The organism is Spirosoma validum (assembly GCF_014699035.1).
In the GTDB taxonomy this organism is placed as follows: domain Bacteria; phylum Bacteroidota; class Bacteroidia; order Cytophagales; family Spirosomataceae; genus Spirosoma; species Spirosoma validum.
The window spans coordinates 206,248-222,357 of record NZ_JACXAA010000007.1; the positions used below are offsets into that span (position 1 = coordinate 206,248).

Genomic DNA, 16,110 nt, shown 5'->3' on the forward strand with positions numbered 1-16,110 from the left:
TCACTTCAGGAATGTATTTCTGCAAAAATGCCAGCACATATGATTGGGCTGGCATTTTTACTCGTTTTCGAAATTGTACTATCTATATAGCGAACGTACCACCTAACGTAGCATCGTTACGAGAGTTATAGCCTGTTGTGGCTGAACCACTTATTGTATCATTGGAGTAGCGGGTTCCGTCGGGATTCACTACGCTTTCCCGGTTGATATCATCATCGTCATTCCGATACGTATCGTTATCCTGCTCTGAAGCCGCACGACTGTTGATAAACGACTCAGCCAGCGATGTCAGTTTTTTATCCGCGTTTTTTTCCTCGTCCAGCGTCTGCTGAAGAAGACGAGCTACTTCGTCGTAGCCCAGTACTTTCGCGAACGTAACGACCGAGCCGTACGAGGCAATTTCATGGTGTTCGATTTTCTGACCAGCGATGATCAGTCCAGCATCCCGTGTTAGCGAACCCGAATCCGTATTCGATACAACACGTTGTGCATCATCGGCGAGTCCGTCAATGGCATCGCACGAGCCTTCTTCGGCCTCAATACCAATGATGCTGAATACTTGTTCCAACCGTGCTACTTGTCCTCGTGTCTCTTCCTGGTGTTGCAGGAAAGCATTCCGCACCTCGTCGGTTGTAGAAGCGTCGGCTTGTTCGCCCAATGCGTCAACAGCCTGCTTTTCGGCGTAATAAATATCTTTTAGTTCGGTAATGAACAGACCTTGCAGTCCTTCCTGCGTGTCGGTATCAGTGCCGCCAAAGAAATTTGCGATGCGTTCTCCAAATGTTGCCATGGTTTCTGTGGTTTTGAAATTAGGTAGTTTGTTTTCCTTCACTCAGGCCAATTTCATGCCAACATCTGATACTCTGTTCTTTGTAGATCCCGCAGAAAACTTTGTGTTTATATTTTTCTACAAGTTATGTAGAGTAGGGGGACAATTCCCCATACCAGCTTTACGAAGCTCAGACTATCATTTAACAATAAGATAATGATGGCCGTCACGCAGAAGGTTCTTCAGCTTAACCAGGCATGGGCAACAGCCGATTTCGGTGTCTACATCCGGTATGATAAGTCGTATTGCAACGAACCATACAGGCGAAAAACCGATAAAACGCAGGTCGACGACGTAGCGACACCGTCGTTGACAGCCGGTTTCCAGTTAAACTTATCGGGCACCCATTCAGGCATGCTTCGGATAATTTGCTGAACGTAGCTGGCCACCGCCGGAACCTGCTGATTGGCCGATGGAACAGCGTTCACCGACGTACTGACATGAATAACCTGACCGATCTCATTGATTGTCAAGGTTGCCGTAATCTTCCGTATTCGATCGCCATCGAGCACGGTTCCTAGCTTTTGTTGTAGATACCCGGCCAGGTCGCTCGATTTACCCATGAACTTCGTTGGCTGGTAAAACGGCTCACAACGGTATGATTCCCCTTCCGGGCTGTAACATTGGCTTTTTGTAATACGACCCGCCTTAAAATACTCCTTGCGTTTGATCGATCCGTCTTCGTAAAAAACCATAAAGGGTCCTTGCAGCAAATCATCTTTGTATTCACAGCTTACGTACACTTTACCGGTCGGGTACATAATTTTCGTTGGTCCATACCGGATAATCCGACTAAGGCTATCCAGTTGAAAACCATTAGGAAGCATTTTCGGGGCTAACATGTAGGAATCGAGTCGAAACAACATCCCGTCTTTCCGAAAAATCCGAACGGTAAAATATTCATTTCGCTTACCGTAATACATAATTTCCTCGTCGTATTCGGCATGGATTCGGCGCGTTACGTTATCGAGCGACCGTTGGGTAGAATCCATTTGCGCCCACACGGATGGACTGACTAGGAGAAATAGCCACAGAAGACGGAAGACTTTCATGACACATATGTGCTTGTCCTAAAACTTACTTACCTAAGTGAAAAGTAAGGGAGAAATACTGCTACGTTGACAACTGATTAGTACCGGAAATGGTTAGTTCTCTACTACGTATTTAACCGTTTTCATGCAAACCATTCAACAAACCCTTCGGTTACCCGCTTACGCACGCGGCTTTCACCTGATTACCCGTACCATTGAGCGTGAGTTTGCAGACCTGCAGCAAATTCGGGTAGGGATTCTGCACGTATTCATTCAGCACACTTCCGCCAGTCTGACCATTAACGAGAACGCTGACCCGACGGTACGTGGTGACTTTGAGCGTTTTTTCAATAAAACAGCTCCTGAAAATGAACCTTATTATCAACACGATTACGAAGGTTCCGACGATATGCCTGCCCACCTAAAAGCGGCTATGCTGGGAAACTCCGTCATGATTCCCATTACGAATGGACGGTTAAATCTGGGAACCTGGCAGGGTATTTATTTAGGTGAACACCGTAACGATGGCGGACGCCGAACGTTGGTGCTAACGGCTTGGGGAGAAATGATGAACGATGAACGATGAACGATTTTATAGCAAATAGTTCATCGCAACAAGCGCCATACTTCGGCAACGCTCGTGACGGGCAACTGACACGCTCGATTGTAACACACGTAAATAGCCGTTTTGCCATCAATTGGTCCTCGCTGTTGTAAGAGTGGCAAATCACTTTTCTCCAAGGTTCCGCAGAGCACTTTGTTTGGGTAAAACTCGGCGTCTAATTCGGCTCGAAATTGTTCCGCTTCGGGGCCGATCACAGCAATTTCGGCGGTAGGTCGGGCACGTAGCGCAAATTGAGTAGCCCAGTTTGTAAGGTAGTCTGCGTTTTGTTGCACCAATGGTTGTATACGTCCCAACATCTGATCGGCGCGGTCGGCATAATCCGGTCGCTCCAATAACAGACTTAGTACGTATAGATTTTCGGCCATCATGGAGTTTGACGATGGGATGACGTTATCGAACAGTTCTTTTCGCCGGGCAATCAGTTCTTCACCGTTCTTATCCGTGAAAAAGAACATAGGGTCTGGTCCCGTTTCAGCTGCACCTGTATCCGAGAAATTAGTTAGTACGTATTGCATCAACTGATCCGCTTCGGTCAGCCAGTTTTCGGTAAATGTAGCCTGGTAGAGCGCTAACAGTCCATCGATCACAGCAGCATAATCCTCTAAAAAACCAGCCTGCCGGGCACGACCATTTTTATAGGTATGCCACAAACGACCGTTGCGACTATCGCGCATTTTTTTCAGCAGGAAGTAAGCCAGTCGAAGGGCCAGGGTTAAAAATTCCGGTTCATTAAAAACGCGATACGCCGTCGCCAGTCCTTTCAGCATCAACCCATTCCAGGAACACAGAATCTTATCGTCCAGCCCCGGCCGGATGCGCGCGTTACGTACCTGCAACAGTTGGATATGCGTAGCGTCCAGTCGTACGTTCAACTCATCCAGCGACCAGCCCATGCGTTCGGCAAAGTCTTCATCCCGTTCCGTGCGGTGAAGAATGTTACGACCATGCTCCCAGTTACCCCCCTCCGTCAGGTTGTATAAGTCGGTAAACCAGTCGTAATCAGCGCCTAACTGCTGACGAAGTTCCTCTGTCGTGAACGTATAAAATTTACCCTCTACGCCTTCGCTATCCGCATCGAGCGCCGAAAAAAAGCCGCCTTCGGGACTAAGCAGTTCGCGTTGCGCAAAGCCAATGGTCTGGTAAACGACGTGCCTGTACAACGGGCTTTTGGTTAAGCTGTATGCGTCTGCATAGAGTGTCAGCAGTTGTCCATTGTCATAGAGCATTTTTTCGAAATGGGGGGCAAACCAGTCAGCGTCTGTCGAATAGCGGGCAAACCCGCCCCCCAACTGATCGTAAATACCGCCCAGCGCCATACGATCGAGCGTAATCCGAACCTGATGTACGGCCGCATCGTTCCCCATCACATCATAGTATCGCAGCAGAAATCGCCAGACGCTCGGCATCGGAAACTTCGGCGCCCGACGCATACCGCCTTTCTCATCGTCAGTCTTCACCGACACTTTTCGGTATAATACGTCGAGTGTTTCAGTAGAGAACAGCGGATCGTTCTGAGTCAGGCCATAGCGTTCGGTATCGCTCAGGTTCAGTTCTGTTGCAAAACCCTCCGCCGATTGCGTCAGATCGTTCCGGTGTTCGTCAAAAGCCGACCGGATACTGCCGAGCAGTTGAATCCAGTTTTTGGTCGGAACGTACGTAACACCATAAAAAGGTTTCGCACCCGGCATCAGAAACACATTAAGCGGCCAGCCGCCCTGTACTCCCATCGCCTGCACGGCATCCATGTAAATCGCATCCACATCCGGCCGTTCTTCACGATCGACTTTTATGCACACGAAATGTTCGTTCATGACCCGCGCTACGTCTTCCTTCTCGAACGATTCGTGTTCCATGACGTGGCACCAGTGGCAGGCCGAGTACCCGATGCTGACCAGAATGGGCTTGTCTTCATCAACCGCTTTCGTCAGCGCTTCGTCGCCCCACGGATACCAATCGACCGGATTATTCGCGTGTTGAAGCAGGTAGGGGCTGGTTTCGTATTGCAGTTGATTCGCCATAGGGCAGAGGGATAAGGGCGGAGGGCATGGGGCGAAAAGCGGAGGGGTTAGATAGAGAATAGATCATAAACTCTTTGTCCCTACCCCTCTGCTTTGTGCCAAAGTGCCTACCTGGTAATAATTATCTTTTTCGTTTGAATCTGGGTTCCGTTCTGAATTCGGAGAACATATAGCCCCGTGGGCAATGACGCTACGTCCATTGTTTCGGCTTTGCTGGTGGCTGCTTTCCTAACGACAGTTTGCCCCAGTGTGTTCAGTAAATCGACGGTAGTGGCTACGGGAGGGAGTTGTTCGAAAGCCACGGTTACATCCGTTTGCGCCGGATTGGGGGAAACCGTTACGTTCGGCAGGGCAGGTTCGGTGGCCGTTACGTTCCCCATGTCAAAACTACATAAGTAAACTTCCCGGCCCGTTAGCTCAATGGTCTGCTGCCAGGACTTGTAGCGCACAGTCAGGCTCGTTTTCTGACCGTCAGTCGCGTAGGAATTATGGGCAGCTACCAAAATTTTATTTCCCTTAACAACGCCCCGCCAAACGGGCAGTTGTTTGTCCAGCAGATCACGGGCCGACGTTTCGATAACCAGCTCGTAACTCCCCTGAAACATATCAGCAAATTTGGATAACCGATAGAGTCCATGCGTAAAGTGTTCGTAGACGGCATAAACCTCGTTACGCTCTGCCCCGAACGTTGGGTTCTCCCAAAGCCACAAGCCAGAAGCGCCCGAGAAAAACGGAAAAATTGCCGTGGCTTCGGCCATGAATGGCTGAATAAACCGAAGGGGGGTGTTCGACGAATCATGATACCGCATCCAGACCCAGGGTACCACGGGCTTGTTGCTCCAGGCTCGATTGACCTCTACGTGAAACAATAGATACGGCAGATAATCTTCGGCCAGAGGACTCGGGTAGTCGTAGAAATAGTAAGCCGAAGGTGACAAAGCATCCAACTGATCGTAGTAGGGACCGCCAACGCCGTTACCATCCTGTTTCTTCACTAAATAATTGACCCGATCAAGATTCGATGTCCAGTCGGCCCAGCTAAACGTTGGAATATTTAAGTACGTATTCAGGATGGGCGTATCCGCGTAACTACTGACGCTAACATTACTAAGATCAGCCCGCTGGCGAACGTAGCGCATGCCTTCCGCGTATAGATTCCGCATATCTCTTTTGTAGGCTGCCACAAAGTCGGCGTCCGACAGCTGCCGATACGTTTCGGGTACACGCGTATCCTGCTTAAGCCTCAGAATGCGCGGGTCGGTTTCCTGAATGCGCTCAATGTCTAAGGCCAGTCGTCCCATTGGTAATACGTACTGCCCGGCCGCATTTTTCTGACCGCTGGAGATATCCGCCAGAAAACTCTCCCACTTGGCATAATAGGCATTCATGTCGTTTGCCCACGGACTTTCGATGGTTTCCCAGGGCTGATTCAGCCCGGTAGCAAAGCCATAATACACAAAAGCGCGCTGCTTCGGCTGGACCAGGGAGCCATACTCATTATCTTTTATAGTCACCAGGTGACTGAACCCGTGACGTAACGGACTGGCCTGCGAATCTGTGAACCGAGGGCCACCATAGATGACTGGAAAAGGAAGCGTAAAGTCAGGAAATTTACTCCATTCAATCTGATTAGGCTGACTAACGGGTGTGAATGTCAGTCGATCAGCACATTGTTGCTGGGCGCTTACGGTTGGAAAACGACCGAAGCCTGTTCCCATTAACCACCAAAAGAAAAGTCGGAAAGAAACGCGCATTGCTTGAAGTTTGATCAAAACTACGGAATTTAGGGGCGCAAAGCGGCCTATTGGTCAAACGAATAACGAACCACTCGTCGTTACTATCCTAAATACGAACGCATGAACCAGTCCTATAGAATCCTGAATTCGTTTCGAATTATGCTCATTACCAGTCTCTTTTTGTGCGTTCTGACGAGCTGTAAGAAAGATGACAATTCCGCTAATCCGACCCCAACGGAGGCTACGCAAACGGATCTTTTGGTTGCGAATAGTTGGCATACGACCAGCATCACAACGACCGATGGGCAGGAAATCAATAAAAGTCGGCTCGATTTGTTTAGCCAAAGTCTTTTCACGCTAAACATGCAGTTTCGGAACAACGGTAGGGTCAACGCACTCGATCCGCTGCAAGCCAATTCAGTGATCAACGGGGGGACCTGGAAACTAGCGGCCGATAACAAGTCAATCGACGTCGACGTAACGGGATTCCAGGGCAACTTTCCGATTGTCCAGCTGACGAAGAGCCGATTGATTTTACGGCAGGACAATAAAGCCTCAGTGGACGGAAAGAAAACGGATATCTATATGGTTTTTGATCCGGTTCTGTAACGTTGTAATAAGTGAATGGTGAAATGGGTGAGTAAAGGTCTGCGCTAGCTATTCACTGACTCACTCATTTCACCATTCATTTTTTAGTTCCTATGACATTTGAAACGGAGCCAGGATTCCACATCAGGGGCGATGCCTGGGGCGATCCGGCAAATCCGCCAGTTTTATTACTACACGGTGGCGGACAAACTCGCCACTCGTGGGGCGATACAGCGCAGGTGCTGGCCGAAGCCGGCTGGTACGCCATCGCGCTGGATGCACGCGGACACGGCGATAGCGACTGGTCAGCAGCCGGGCATTATGGCATCGAGTATTTAGCCCGCGACCTACGGGTTGTAGCAGGCCAGCTTACGCAAAAACCTGCCATTGTTGGGGCCTCGATGGGTGGCATGATGGCGCTAATTGCGGAAGGTGAGCGCCCCGCTAACCGAGATTCGATCTGTTCAGCCATCGTGCTGGTCGATATTGCACCCCGTTCGGAGCAAAAAGGAATCGAACGAATTTTTGCGTTTATGAGCGGCAATCAGCATGGATTCGCTACGCTGGATGAAGCTGCCGAAGCCGTCGCAGCTTATCTCCCCCATCGGTCACGTCCTTCTGACCACAGTCGGTTAGAGAAAAATTTACGACTACGGGAGAGACCAAACGGCGAAGCGCGTTATTACTGGCACTGGGACCCAACCATGCTGACCTTGTGGCGCCAAAACTCAACCCCTGATCAGGCCATACGTAACGAAGAACGACTCTACGCGGCCGCCCGTTCGCTTACCGTCCCAACGCTGATCGTGCGTGGGGGCATGAGCGACGTCGTGAGTGATAAAGTCGTCGCCGAATTTCTGGATGCCGTTCCCCACGTACAGAGCGTAAACGTAGCGGAGGCAGGTCACATGGTCGCAGGCGATTCAAATCATGCCTTTACGAAGGCAGTGATTGAGTTTTTGAGGGAGGAAGGAGAAAAGGGAAGAAGGGGCGGAAAGGATAAAGGTACATAGCCGATTTCCATCTTTCCTCTATTCCCTTTTCTCCCCTTCTTCCCTTTTCTCCTATGAAAAATAACCCCCGTATCCTCACCGCCTGGACGTTTTACGACTGGGCCAATTCCGTCCATGCGCTCGTCATTGTCTCCAGTATTTTTCCGGTTTATTTTTCGGCAACAGCGCTGAACGAAACTGGTGGACCAGTGATCAATTTTCTGGGCATTTCCATTAAAAACTCCGTTCTGTTTTCCTATACCATCTCGGCCGCTTTCTTATTTACGGCAATCCTCTCCCCCATCTGCTCGGCCATCGCCGATTATAGTGGACAGAAAAAGCTGTTTATGAAAGTGTTTTGTTACACCGGCGCTATCAGTTGCAGCTTACTCTATTTTTTCGTTCAGGAAACCACTACGTTTGCCGTTATCTGTTTCTGGCTCAGCCTGATTGGCTGGAGTGGTAGCATCGTCTTCTACAATTCTTACCTCCCCGACATTGCCACCGAAGATCAATATGACCGGGTCAGCGCACGGGGGTTTTCGATGGGCTATATCGGGAGCGTATTGCTCATGGTTTTCAATCTATTGGTCATCCTGAAGCGGGAATGGTTTGGTAACATCTCCGAAGCGATGGCCTCACGCATTGCCTTCCTGACAGTTGGCTTGTGGTGGATTGGGTTCGCCCAGATACCGTTTAGCCGGCTGCCCGACGGCACGAGAAAAGTAACGAACCAGACCGATCCTGACCGGGGCGGCAATTATTTGCTGAACGGATTTAAGGAACTACGCCATGTTTGGGCAGAACTACAGAAACACCTCCTGACCAAACGCTTTCTGATGGCTTTTTTCGTGTACAACATGGCCGCGCAAACCGTGATGTACGTGGCTACGATTTTCGGCAGCGATGAATTAAAACTACCGGGTCAAAGCCTGATTATTACCATTTTGTTAATTCAACTAGTGGCTATTCCAGGTGCTTACGGCTTCTCGCGACTTTCAGAACGATTCGGGAATACGTACTCACTCATGACCGCCGTAGCGATCTGGATTGGTGTTTGCGCTGGCGCCTACTACGTCCAAACCGAAGCGCAGTTTTTCGGGTTGGCAGGTGTTGTGGGTCTGGTAATGGGGGGCATTCAATCTTTGTCACGCTCAACGTATTCCAAACTCATTCCGGCCACGACCGATACAGCTTCCTACTTCAGTTTCTACGATGTCACCGACAAAACGTCGACTGTATTTGGTACGTTGGTTTATGGCCTGATCGAGCAATTAACAGGCAACATGCGTAACAGCGTCCTGGCGCTGCTGGTGTTATTTGTGGTCGGATTTGTGCTTTTACTACGAATTCCCTCGCAAAAAATTTACCGCACTCGTTTAGAAACAGAGGAAGTTTCGTAAGTTTGCACCGGTCCGACGCATCGGCCAATTCAGGAGAACAAAGGAGGTTAGCTCAGTTGGTTCAGAGCGCTGCTTTGACAGAGCAGAGGTCAGCGGTTCGAGCCCGCTACTTCCTACTAAAAGGGATAGATCACCTTCAATTGTGGTCTATTCCTTTTTCTGTTTATGGGTAGTTCTTTACATCTGGTTCGTTTTACGGGTAAGCCTGTCGCTACTTATGGACAAAGCCCTGTATCAGCTGAACCCAATGACACAAACCAATCCACCGGCCTATTTACTACGAGCAGACGAAGGGCCAAAAGTAACATTCAATGGAGCCGAAATTACCCTGATTGCCTCGCGTGATCAATCAGGAGACGTAGTGGAAGTTGTTGATGTAGTAGCGCCGAATGGATTTAGTCTACCTGCTCATAGGCACACGAAAACGCACAAGAGTCTCTATGTAGAATCGGGTGAATTACTCTTGTCTTTTCCGGATAAAACGTATCATCTTAAGGCCGGCGATTTTGGTCATATTCCCAAAGGCGTAGCCCATCAAATCGAGTGTATTACCCCGGCTACCAGAACGCTGTATTTTTCGGGAGTGGGTGGTTTATCGTCGCTATTCAGGGAATTGTCTGAGAACGAAAAAACGGAAAGAGAGTCGGTCTATACCGTTTCCGAAAATGTAGATTTCCAACTCGTTGATGGGTTTGATCGCGTGTTGCCCGCGGAGGAGGTTTCAACTATTAAGCGTCCAGATGGTCCCCTGCCCTACGTCATCCGCAAAGGCGGTGGCGAACATTTAATCGTTGAAGATCAGTTGCAAACCTTTTTAGTCAGACAAAACAACTCCGAAGGGCAGTATCTGGTTGTCCTGACGGAAGGACCGGCTGGCCATGCCATTATCCAGCATTATCACAAACGTCATACGGAATGTTTCTATGCGCTGGAAGGACAAATGACCATGTGGAATGAGGGGCAGATTACTGCCCTGAAACCCGGCGATTTTTTGCATGTTCCGCCCTACATAAAGCATTCGTATCGTCTGGATAGCCCGTATACCAAATTTATTGGACTGCTAAGTCCTGGCTTGTTCGAGCCATTCTTCGATGCTTTGTGTACGCCCTATCCTGAACACACGTTACCCGAAAAACCAGGTCCTGCCCGCATTGATCGGGTTTTGAAAAATTACGGCAAGCTGGATTTGTATTTTGTATCGCCCCCACCCGATACATCCATGAATCCGGTTCAGGCGACTATGGTTCGCTTTTCCTTTTGGCTGGCCGGTAAACTCGCGTCGAAAAACTAGTAAGCTTTTCGGATCACCAGTTGCAACTAACCTGATTAGGTAAACGGTTGCTTGTGCTTTTATAGACAGACCCATCGGTCTATTGCTAAACTCTGACCAACACATGACAACCACGCGCAGAAATTTCATACGCAATTCGGCGATGACCGCCATAGGAGCCGGGCTGATTAGCCTTCCCTCTATTGAAGCAATCGCCAGTCAGCGAAAACGAGTTGCTCCCAGTGATAAGCTCCGACTTGGCATAATTGGCTGCAATGGGATGGGCTGGTCCGACCTACGCTCTCATTTGATGATGAGCGACGTCGAATGCGTTGCTATAGCCGATGTCGATCAGAGTGTGCTGGACAAACGAGCCGCTGACGTTGAGACCATCCAGCACAAACGGCCTCAGCTTTTCAAAGATTATCGGAAGATGCTGGAAAATAAGGACATCGATGCGGTGATTATCGGAACCCCGGATCATTGGCACTGCATGGCGTTGATCGATTCGCTGTCGGCGGGCAAGCACGTCTATTGCGAAAAGCCCCTAGCGAATAGCATCGAAGAATGTAATCTGATGCTCAATGCGGCCCGCAAGCAGACTAAAATGATTCAGATCGGACAATGGCAACGTAGCGGTTCTCACTACGCCAAAGCCATTGAATACGTTCGTTCGGGGAAACTAGGAAACATTCGCATGGTGAAAGTCTGGGCGTATCAGGGCTGGATGAAGCCTGTGCCGGTTAAGCCCGATAGTGCTCCCCCGGCTGGCGTTAACTACGATATGTGGCTGGGCCCAGCGCCGAAACGTCCGTTCAACCCAAACCGGTTTCATTTCAATTTTCGCTGGTTCTGGGACTATGCCGGTGGACTGATGACCGACTGGGGCGTTCATGAAATCGACATTGCGCTCTTTGCCATGAACGCCAAAGCGCCTAAATCAGTGATGGCTTCGGGCGGCAAACTCGCCTACCCAGATGATGCCTCCGAAACACCCGATACGTTGCAGACCGTATATGAATACGAGGGCTTCAACATGCTCTGGGAACACGCTACGGGTATCGACGGGGGCAATTACGGACGTACCGAAGGAATTGCCTTCATCGGCAATAACGCTACGCTGGTGCTCAATCGGGACGGCTGGGAATTACTACCTGAGACCGAAGCCAAAAATGGCATCAAAGTCTATAAAGTGGAGGATATTCCCAAACAGGTACGTAATGGCGACTACTTGGGCGAACACACGAAAAACTTTGTCCAGGCCATCAAAGCCAATGATGCCAGTATGCTTAAATGCGGTATAGAGACAGGAAGCATTGCCGCTATTAACGCCCATATGGGTAATATCGCTTACAAAACCGGCCGGAAGGTGTACTGGGATGCTGCCGCGAAAGGCTTTAAAAATGACCCACAGGCCAACGCCATGATCGCGGCTCATTATCACAACGGCTGGAAGTTACCCGTCGTTTAAACGTACGTAGCGTGGACGGTCACGTCCGCGTGGCCGTCCACGCTACGTTACTGAGCAGGTAAAAACACATTAACTGCCGGATGCATGGTATATAATCGAAACGTTGCTCCGTCATTGACTAGAATTCCGCTCGACTTATTTCCCCCCACAATCGGATTGCCCGCGTATTTTTTCCAGTGAATCAGATCGTTTGATACCGCCACGTTGGTCGACCACTCGTGCCAGTCGGTGAAGGCGGACGCATGATAATACGCATAATATTTTCCTTTGTAGCGAATGACCTGATTCATCGCGATGGCGTGTTTGTCATACGTTTCCGGGCCTTTCGTCAGCACGGGCTCATCCTGTACGTTTGTCCAGACTTTTCGATCTTTGGACGTGGCGAGCCAAACGGCCTGGTCTTTCCGCTCGTAGAATAAATACCAGGTATTCTTTTCTTTCCAGGCTGTCGGCGTTCCATAAGGTCCTTTGCTGATCGGCTGGCCGTTGATGTATCGAACGTCGAGCGGCCCCTGCTCCTTCCAGGTAATGCGATCCGTTGACGTGAGCAGATGCGCTACGTCGTCTTTTCCCTCCGCAAACATGTAATACGTATCGCCGTCTTTAACTACCGTCATGTCTTCAACCCAGCCGGTAGTATAAATAGGATTTTCCTGATACCGTGTCCAGTTAAATCCATCCGTCGACGTAGCGTAACCAAGGACTCTGATCTTGTCTTTGCCATCCTGGTACCCCGTATACCACAGGTGATACGTATCGTTTTCGTGCAAAATATACCCCCGCTCCCGAATCCTCTGGTCCCACGTATCAGCGCCCGTACCCGAAAAAACCGGATTGTTTTTGTAAGGAGTGAACTGAACAAGTTCGGCCGGAAAGTCAGGATCAGGTTTGGTCTGTAAGGCTTTTGTATCCTGTGAAATCTGTGTTTGAGAAAACAACCCTGTCAGCAAAAGAGCAAAGAACGTTGTCGTTATATTCACGGTCGGAAATGGTTCGCGTTAGGCTTTCATTTTTAAGTACAACTCTTCAACTTTCTGTCGGGCCCAGGGTGTTTTTCGTAGAAACGTCAGGCTGGATTTGATACTTGGATTGTCGGTAAAACAGCGAATGTTAACGTCGATGCCCATCTGCTTCCAGCCGTAGGCATCGACCAGTTCATTTAAAATCATTTCGAGGGTTTTACCGTGTAAGGGGTTATTGGGCTGTGCATCGGCCATAATGAATAGACAGGTTGATCATCGCAAGTTATCTTATTTGACGTTAGCTCAGGTAGGACGCAAACAAAATAGAACCAGGTATACCCGTAAGCTTATTTATGCCAACCACGTATCATAAACGATTTGGTTTGTTCCGTAACCCCGCCGTCCGGCGCGAACTGCAATCCCTTGATCCAGTTGTGGACCATCAACGTATTGTGCATTTACTGACCGCCTATGAATTTCCGTTCGATATGACCCGAGCTCTCGAGCTCGCGCTGTTTCATACCTACGCCAGTCCGCGTGTATCGGGTTTGCTGGTACGTACCGGTGAGTTTGAACGGCACGGTCAGAAGCGCTATGACGACACGAGTCGATTGATTGGTGAGTTCATGGAATCGGGGTACGATAGTGAGAAGGGACAACGCGCCATTCTGCACATGAATCACATTCATAGTCATTATCACATCGATAACGCTGATTATCTGTTTGTGCTCGCTACGTTTGTCTTTTACCCCATCGACTGGATCAACCGCTACGGCTGGCGAAAGATGATTCCTTCGGAAGAACTGGCCTTGTTTTACTTTTTTCGGGAAGTTGGCCGGCGTATGCATTTACATAGCCTTCCTGATACGTTGGTGGAGTTACGCGCGTTCACGAATGCCTACGAAGAGCGCTATTTTCGCTATACGGAAAGCAACCAACGTATTGCCGACGCCACGGTGAAGATTGTTCAGGGCTGGTTTCCGCGATTGCTGCATCCGCTGGTACGGCCCACCTTTGCCGCGTTGATCAACGATAAACTACGTCTGGCTTTTGGTTATCAGCGCCCGCCCGGCTGGTTCACCGCGATGACAGAAGGTGCCTTGTGGGTTCGCAAGTGGCCATTACGCTGGATTACCTTCAAGCCTTATCCGACACGAATCGACAACACGTCGTTCCGGTATTATCCCGATGGTCCGCCCGATATTGAAGCTGTGGGGCCAACAAACGTACTAAAGCAACTCGGCAGCCATCCTGAAAAAAAATTGAAAAATTTTTAAACAACGTAGCGTCTTATTCAGGTATGTCATCGTCTTTCGCTCGAATTATTTAGTAGTACCATTACATATCAGAGCGAAACATAAAAGCCAGGTGACCGAGGTCGTCTGGCTTTCTTTTTTATTCGTGCACAGTTCCCAATTTACGATTTGGTCAATCATAAATTTTGTCGCAAAACGGCTAATGCGGATCGGCTAAGGGCGTGACGGCCGAAGCGGTCTTCTGTCCTTTGCGTTTCCATGTCCGGCGGTTCAGGACAATGTTGCGCAGTTCGTAGTGGATTCCCTGCACTTTCGCCGTTTCGCGGTAATCGTGTAACATGTTGTAAATATCGTGGTCAATGAACGGTGCTTTCGTTCCATCGATCACCACTTCATCGCCCGGTTCCAGGCTACCCAGTACTTCTTTCAGTTGCGGTTTGCTCAGAAAATAAAGGTCTTTCTCGAATTCGATAAGTACCTGACGACCGTTACGGGCCACTCGAAACGTCGACTGAAAATTGGTGTAGAGCACGTAAATGATGCCCACGACCGAACCCAGGGCAATTCCGATCAGCAGGTCCGTAAACACAATACCCGCTACGGTCACGATGAAGGGTACAAACTGGCTCCAGCCATCCTGATACGTCTTTTTGAAAATGGCAGGCTTCGCTAATTTGTAGCCAACCATAATCAACACAGCCGCCAGACACGACAGCGGAACCAGGTTAAGCAGTGCCCCGCCCAGGAAAATAGCCAGCAGCAGATAAACGCCATGCACGATGGCTGATATCCGGGTTCTGGCCCCACCATACACATTGGCCGACGTCCGTACCACCACCGACGTAACGGGTAAGCCGCCAATCAAACCCGACAGCATGTTGCCAACGCCCTGCGCAATCAGTTCCTGATTTGTGGATGATACTCGCTTCTGCGAATCGAGCCGGTCTGAAGCTTCAAGATTCAGCAGGGTTTCGAGGCTGGCCACAAGCGCAATGGTAGCCGCAATGCCGTAAACCCGCAGATCTTTCAGAATACTGAAATCCGGGAAATCGAAGATGGAGAATACACCCTTGCCGGGTGCGATGGTCGGGATCTGCACCATATGCTGGTGAGCCGTATCGCCTAAATACCAGTCTGGAACGGCCACTCGGTAGAATTCATTCAGCGCCACACCAATGATCACGACCACTAAGGCCGCCGGAAAGTTTTTAAAGAATTTACTCGTACTACGTCCCGCAACCCGTTCCCAGCTAATTAGAAAGACCATCGAAATTAGACTGATGACGACCGCACCGGGGCTGGCGGTTTCGATCGCGCGGTAGATTTCGGAAATTGTATTTTCCCCATCGGCCAGTTGCTGGAATTCAAACTCCCCTTCATAATCATTATCACGACCTAAGGCGTGCGGAATCTGTTTCAGGATGATAACAATACCGATGGCAACCAGCATGCCTTTAATCACACTATCGGGAAAGAAACTGCTAAATCGTCCGGCTTTGATAAGACCCAGTATGAACTGAATTACCCCAGCTAACACAACGGCCACCAAAAATGCTTCGTAAGACCCTATTTTTGCAATGGAGTCGGCTACGATAACGGCTAAGCCAGCCGCCGGACCGCTTACGCTGACTTCGGAGCCTGACAGCAACCCGACAACTATGCCGCCAATCATACCGGCGACAAGGCCAGAAAATAAAGGCGCACCCGAGGCCAGGGCTATACCCAGGCAAAGTGGTAAAGCCACTAAAAAAACCGATAAGCCAGCCGGTAAATCCTGGCTTAAGTACCGCGTTTTATAGTTGGTAAGGGTTCGGATTGGATTAACACGTTGCATAAAAAGGGTTTATTAATAAAAATGCCTGAATACGTTTCGGTTTTAATTGAGAAACAAATGTTGGTCGTGCCTTAAACAACTGTCGTTTAGCTAGT

14 protein-coding genes and 1 tRNA gene are annotated in these 16,110 nt (G+C 49.5%); 8 read left to right on the forward strand and 7 right to left on the reverse strand.

The window, feature by feature from the left end:
- Positions 1–82 precede the first annotated feature (82 nt).
- Together IC230_RS19515 and IC230_RS19520 are read right to left on the reverse strand one after the other, a co-directional pair.
- Positions 83–790, reverse strand: a complete 708-nt coding sequence (locus IC230_RS19515) for a YciE/YciF ferroxidase family protein (RefSeq protein ID WP_191040721.1) — start codon at positions 788–790, stop codon at positions 83–85.
- A 260-nt stretch (positions 791–1,050) separates the two neighbouring features.
- Positions 1,051–1,881 (reverse strand): toxin-antitoxin system YwqK family antitoxin, encoded by an 831-nt coding sequence (locus tag IC230_RS19520; protein ID WP_191040722.1) that lies wholly within the window; start codon positions 1,879–1,881, stop codon positions 1,051–1,053.
- Positions 1,882–2,005: 124 nt separating this feature from the next.
- On the opposite strand from IC230_RS19520, the gene IC230_RS19525 reads away from it, so the two are divergent.
- Positions 2,006–2,446, forward strand: a complete 441-nt coding sequence (locus tag IC230_RS19525; protein WP_191040723.1) for a secondary thiamine-phosphate synthase enzyme YjbQ — start codon at positions 2,006–2,008, stop codon at positions 2,444–2,446.
- A gap of 20 nt (positions 2,447–2,466) precedes the next feature.
- Here the strand turns inward: IC230_RS19525 and IC230_RS19530 are convergent, their stop codons facing one another.
- Together IC230_RS19530 and IC230_RS19535 are read right to left on the reverse strand one after the other, a co-directional pair.
- Complete coding sequence (locus tag IC230_RS19530) at positions 2,467–4,503, reverse strand: thioredoxin domain-containing protein (protein WP_191040724.1); 2,037 nt, start codon at positions 4,501–4,503, stop codon at positions 2,467–2,469.
- A 107-nt stretch (positions 4,504–4,610) separates the two neighbouring features.
- Positions 4,611–6,257, reverse strand: a complete 1,647-nt coding sequence (locus IC230_RS19535) for a T9SS type A sorting domain-containing protein (protein WP_191040725.1) — start codon at positions 6,255–6,257, stop codon at positions 4,611–4,613.
- Between the two features lie 102 nt (positions 6,258–6,359).
- Here IC230_RS19535 and IC230_RS19540 point away from each other — a divergent pair, with 102 nt between their 5' ends.
- The 6 genes from IC230_RS19540 (at position 6,360) to IC230_RS19565 (ending at position 11,963) form a co-directional block, all read left to right on the forward strand.
- Complete coding sequence (locus tag IC230_RS19540) at positions 6,360–6,848, forward strand: hypothetical protein (protein ID WP_223860722.1); 489 nt, start codon at positions 6,360–6,362, stop codon at positions 6,846–6,848.
- A 92-nt stretch (positions 6,849–6,940) separates the two neighbouring features.
- A complete protein-coding gene (locus IC230_RS19545) occupies positions 6,941–7,840 on the forward strand; it encodes an alpha/beta fold hydrolase (protein ID WP_191040726.1) in 900 nt (299 codons plus the stop codon).
- A gap of 53 nt (positions 7,841–7,893) precedes the next feature.
- On the forward strand, positions 7,894–9,222 hold the full coding sequence (locus IC230_RS19550; protein WP_191040727.1) for an MFS transporter: 1,329 nt from the start codon (positions 7,894–7,896) through the stop codon (positions 9,220–9,222).
- Between the two features lie 41 nt (positions 9,223–9,263).
- A tRNA-Val gene (locus IC230_RS19555) sits at positions 9,264–9,338 on the forward strand.
- Between the two features lie 101 nt (positions 9,339–9,439).
- Positions 9,440–10,513 (forward strand): cupin domain-containing protein, encoded by a 1,074-nt coding sequence (locus IC230_RS19560; RefSeq protein ID WP_191040728.1) that lies wholly within the window; start codon positions 9,440–9,442, stop codon positions 10,511–10,513.
- A gap of 103 nt (positions 10,514–10,616) precedes the next feature.
- Positions 10,617–11,963, forward strand: coding sequence for a Gfo/Idh/MocA family protein (locus IC230_RS19565; RefSeq protein WP_191040729.1), 1,347 nt, complete (start codon positions 10,617–10,619; stop codon positions 11,961–11,963).
- Positions 11,964–12,010: 47 nt separating this feature from the next.
- Here the strand turns inward: IC230_RS19565 and IC230_RS19570 are convergent, their stop codons facing one another.
- Complete coding sequence (locus IC230_RS19570; protein WP_317171805.1) at positions 12,011–12,943, reverse strand: glycoside hydrolase family protein; 933 nt, start codon at positions 12,941–12,943, stop codon at positions 12,011–12,013.
- 18 nt (positions 12,944–12,961) lie between these two features.
- Positions 12,962–13,180 carry a VF530 family protein gene (locus IC230_RS19575; RefSeq protein ID WP_191040730.1) on the reverse strand — a complete coding sequence of 73 codons (219 nt, stop codon included), beginning with the start codon at positions 13,178–13,180 and terminating at the stop codon, positions 12,962–12,964.
- 98 nt (positions 13,181–13,278) lie between these two features.
- On the opposite strand from IC230_RS19575, the gene IC230_RS19580 reads away from it, so the two are divergent.
- Positions 13,279–14,202 carry an oxygenase MpaB family protein gene (locus IC230_RS19580; RefSeq protein WP_191040731.1) on the forward strand — a complete coding sequence of 308 codons (924 nt, stop codon included), beginning with the start codon at positions 13,279–13,281 and terminating at the stop codon, positions 14,200–14,202.
- A 178-nt stretch (positions 14,203–14,380) separates the two neighbouring features.
- Here IC230_RS19580 and IC230_RS19585 read toward each other — a convergent pair whose 3' ends face one another.
- Positions 14,381–16,015: a SulP family inorganic anion transporter gene (locus tag IC230_RS19585; RefSeq protein WP_191040732.1), complete on the reverse strand. Its 1,635-nt coding sequence runs from the start codon at positions 16,013–16,015 to the stop codon at positions 14,381–14,383.
- Positions 16,016–16,110 lie beyond the last annotated feature (95 nt).

Excerpts from the sequence above, each read along its gene's own strand:
- IC230_RS19515 (WP_191040721.1), bottom strand. The coding sequence starts at position 790 with ATGGCAACATTTGGAGAACGCATCGCAAATTTCTTTGGCGGCACTGAT.
- IC230_RS19520 (WP_191040722.1), bottom strand. The coding sequence starts at position 1,881 with ATGAAAGTCTTCCGTCTTCTGTGGCTATTTCTCCTAGTCAGTCCATCC.
- IC230_RS19525 (WP_191040723.1), top strand. The coding sequence starts at position 2,006 with ATGCAAACCATTCAACAAACCCTTCGGTTACCCGCTTACGCACGCGGC.
- IC230_RS19530 (WP_191040724.1), bottom strand. The coding sequence starts at position 4,503 with ATGGCGAATCAACTGCAATACGAAACCAGCCCCTACCTGCTTCAACAC.
- IC230_RS19535 (WP_191040725.1), bottom strand. The coding sequence starts at position 6,257 with ATGCGCGTTTCTTTCCGACTTTTCTTTTGGTGGTTAATGGGAACAGGC.
- IC230_RS19540 (WP_223860722.1), top strand. The coding sequence starts at position 6,360 with ATGAACCAGTCCTATAGAATCCTGAATTCGTTTCGAATTATGCTCATT.
- IC230_RS19545 (WP_191040726.1), top strand. The coding sequence starts at position 6,941 with ATGACATTTGAAACGGAGCCAGGATTCCACATCAGGGGCGATGCCTGG.
- IC230_RS19550 (WP_191040727.1), top strand. The coding sequence starts at position 7,894 with ATGAAAAATAACCCCCGTATCCTCACCGCCTGGACGTTTTACGACTGG.
- IC230_RS19560 (WP_191040728.1), top strand. The coding sequence starts at position 9,440 with ATGGACAAAGCCCTGTATCAGCTGAACCCAATGACACAAACCAATCCA.
- IC230_RS19565 (WP_191040729.1), top strand. The coding sequence starts at position 10,617 with ATGACAACCACGCGCAGAAATTTCATACGCAATTCGGCGATGACCGCC.
- IC230_RS19575 (WP_191040730.1), bottom strand. The coding sequence starts at position 13,180 with ATGGCCGATGCACAGCCCAATAACCCCTTACACGGTAAAACCCTCGAA.
- IC230_RS19580 (WP_191040731.1), top strand. The coding sequence starts at position 13,279 with ATGCCAACCACGTATCATAAACGATTTGGTTTGTTCCGTAACCCCGCC.
- IC230_RS19585 (WP_191040732.1), bottom strand. The coding sequence starts at position 16,015 with ATGCAACGTGTTAATCCAATCCGAACCCTTACCAACTATAAAACGCGG.